Raw genomic sequence first — 3,397 nt, forward strand, 5'->3', positions numbered from 1 at the left:
CATCTTCCCACCGAGTCCTTTCGAGTGGATCAGAGTCTGAAGTATTCCTATGTGGTTGCTGAAATCAGCGTGGAAAACCACTGTTTGTTTGTCCAGCAAGACAACAAGGTGGTTCAAACATTTGAATATCAAATGCCGGTTGATTGGTAGCTTGTTATCACTATGTCAAAGAACTTGTGCTATGAAATTGACCCTTAAGCGCCCCCTGCAGGGGGCCGGGGCTTCGCCCCGCTCTTAACAGTCAAAAAAGTGTCAACTATGTTATGCTATACAACAAGTACTCATTAAAAACACAAATCTTCATTTGAAGACCAATCCGCAGAGCTATCCTGCAGCGACATTAAATCCAACCAGGCGGGCGTGCTCTATGCGGGTGGAGATAGCGCCGAAGACTTAACCAAATGATGTTTTTAAAAGGGGAATTGTCTATATTTGAACTTGTAAGAAAAGCCCTAACTAATTGTTTATTAATAATATATACGTTGTTTAGCTTACGCAACTAAGCAGGCTTATTCTTCTTTAATTTCATAAATAACAACAACATACGGATTTTTCACCCCTCCTGTTTCTGAACCGTGAAAGTTGGGTTTAGATTGAAAATCTGAGAGTAATGCAGACTAAACTGAACCAGTACATGTATATTTTGAGTTACATTTTTGCCCTATTGAATGCTTTAGTTTCTTCTCCACGTCTGGGTTTTATTTTATGCATACTTCTTTCATTTGGGATTTTCATGCAGGGGTGCTCACGCTCATCAAACCTCGATTGGAATAATGAAGAAGGGTATCGATGGGCTGAAATATCCCCGGGATACTTTGGCAGTACCGGATTTCAGACACTGTCTTCTTCTAAAACAGGTATAGAATTTAATAACCGGATAACCAGAGAAGAAATCGATTAAAATCGACATTATCTAAGCGGTTCTGGTGTGGCTGCAGGGGAGGTCAATGGTAACGTGCTCGTGGACCTTTATTTTGCATTTTGCATTTTGCATGGTGGAGTGAACCCAACCCTGCAAAAATCTTGGGGGTTATGAAATTTGAAGATATTACCGACCAGGTCAGGATGGCCCAAGAAGAATACTATTCAACTGGTGCTGTATTTGCAGATGTAAATGGAAACGGGTGCCTGGATTTGCTTGTAACGGTCGTATATGGAGAAACGCCAATCCTGGTCAAATGAATTATATAATTAACCATCCTAAAGCTGAAGAATAACAAGTAATGCAGGACAAAAATTAGTGAGAAATCAAAAACTTGGCCATGCTGGCGGATATGATGAGTATCTATTTCGTGAACTATGTTGTTTCTCAAGAAAGAGAGGCAAAGATTTTAAAGGCATTATGGCGAGGATGATTTGATATGTAATCCTTCCTTTCATTATTTGATCTTATCTGGAGATAGCTTTTCTATTTTCAATAAGATTTGGAGAAGAGGATTTGCGAATAATCAAAGTTGGGTCGATTACAACCTGTTTGTACCGGTACTCGCCAATTGAACTATTTACCTGATCTAAAAATAAGGTGCCTGCACTGTTTCCCATCTTCTTTGTATGTTGGTCAACTGAAGAAAGGCCGGGATCTATAATTGAAGAGGAGAAATCATTACTGTATCCAATGATGGAAACTTCTTCCGGTATGTTAATACATTTTGATTTGAGTGCCTCAATTGATCCAAATGCTGCGAAATCGCTCGATGAAAAAATTCCATCCGGTTGATGGTTTGTCATGAAGAGATGATTTGTCATTTTGATTCCAGCTTCGAGAATAATATCAGGGTCATCAATTAAGTCACTTTCAATGATAAGATCTTCATCCACAGGTATTTGATGATGTTTTAAAGCATCTAAATATCCGTTAAGTCTATCTTGATAGATCTTAATATGTTTTAGTCCTTTTATATGTGCAATGTGTTGACAGCCTTGTTCAATTAAATGGGAAACAGCATCATACGCTCCCTTGTAATCATTGCTAACCACAGTACTGGTGTCAATATTTTGTCCAACTCTATCGAAGAGTATAAGCGGAACATTTTGGTGAATGATTTTATCAAAGTATGAGTAACAAGTGGTTTCTTTGGCAACGGAAGCTATGATTCCGTCTACCTGAATTTGTAAAAGGGCATCTATAATTTTTTGTTCTTTAACTGTTTGTTCATCAGATTGACATATAATAAGATTGTATCCTTCTTTTCTGACAACCTCTTCAATTCCCCGAATCACTGAAGCAAAAAATTGACGGTCTGATGTGGGTACTATTACCCCAATGATATTACTTTTTCCACTTTGCAGAGCCGTTGCAATATTATTGGGTTGGTAGTTCATTTTATCTACAAGATCTATTACAGCTTTTTTTGTAGCAGTGCTGATTTTTGGATGATCATTAAGAGCTCTGGAAACTGTTGAGATCGTTACACCCAACTTTTTAGCAATATCTGCCAACGTTGTTTTCTTTTTCATATAGAACGTTTTGGATTGAATTTACTCATGTTATATTAGCACCAAAAAGTTGAATTTTTAAGAGGACTTTGCAGAACCTCTATTGTTTCTTGTATTGATGGTTGATTTATAGTTATCGGTAATTATTACAGTAGTTATACTATGTATAAAAGATTTTCCATGGATATACGTAAATAACTCAGCATTTTGAATCGTTTGGCCCAGCAATTCCAAGCAAATCTCGCATTCTAAGATGCACCTTCAAGAGATTAAAGAGTGTATTGATACGATGCCACTCTACGAGGTTGGCCGCCGCACCTAACGACATCATCTTGCTAGAAAATCCAGTGTGAAGATGGACAGGTCCTGTTTGGCAATAAAGACTGCGACCGCGAAAATCTCAGGCAGCTCACTCGGGATAAAGGCTGATACTGTGTTATCCTGAATAAAGGAAAACGTGATGCCCAAATGGGCTATATCCAAAAAAACCAAACAAGTTTCACTAGAAGGTTCACTCAAAAGTGGCACATCATTTTTATGGTTCAAAGATCGTTACAGTCTTGGATGGGCACAGTCCAAAACGAAGGTAAAAAGCCGCTTTCTAATGGCGTAAATCTGCTGAAATATTTAACGCAATATTACCAAGTCGAAAAAACAGCAAATTATTACCAAGGTAAGTACCAACTTATAAGTGGGGTATGTCTATAAACGGCTAAAAGAGCATAACTTGCAAAAACTATATTATTTGAAAGAACGAGACACTAAAAATCTTAATGGGAAAAAATCAAAGAAGTTCAAACCCCATTACCTAACGATAGAATAGTAATTTGACAAATTAAGAGAAGAATAGATTTTTTGCACCTTTTTATAAAGCAAAATAAATTGTCTTTTCAGGAGAAAATTTCATATTTAGTCAATTGATGCAAACGTTTGTTCTAATGATTCGTTTTGAAATTAAGTT

Annotated in this window: 3 protein-coding genes; 2 read left to right on the top strand and 1 reads right to left on the bottom strand. The window is 37.2% G+C overall.

Features of this window, described 5'->3' with window-relative positions; all coding sequences use genetic code 11:
• Window positions 1-610 precede the first annotated feature (610 nt).
• Window positions 611-901: a hypothetical protein gene (locus tag ACESM0_RS13370; protein WP_372906703.1), complete on the top strand. Its 291-nt coding sequence runs from the start codon at window positions 611-613 to the stop codon at window positions 899-901.
• A gap of 131 nt (window positions 902-1,032) precedes the next feature.
• Window positions 1,033-1,182 (top strand): hypothetical protein, encoded by a 150-nt coding sequence (locus ACESM0_RS13375; protein ID WP_372906704.1) that lies wholly within the window; start codon window positions 1,033-1,035, stop codon window positions 1,180-1,182.
• A 207-nt stretch (window positions 1,183-1,389) separates the two neighbouring features.
• On the opposite strand, the gene ACESM0_RS13380 is transcribed toward ACESM0_RS13375, so the two are convergent.
• Window positions 1,390-2,457, bottom strand: coding sequence for a LacI family DNA-binding transcriptional regulator (locus ACESM0_RS13380; RefSeq protein ID WP_372906705.1), 1,068 nt, complete (start codon window positions 2,455-2,457; stop codon window positions 1,390-1,392).
• Window positions 2,458-3,397: the final 940 nt, after the last annotated feature.

The organism is Rhodohalobacter sp. (assembly GCF_041686455.1).
Classification (GTDB): Bacteria; Bacteroidota; Rhodothermia; order Balneolales; family Balneolaceae; genus Rhodohalobacter.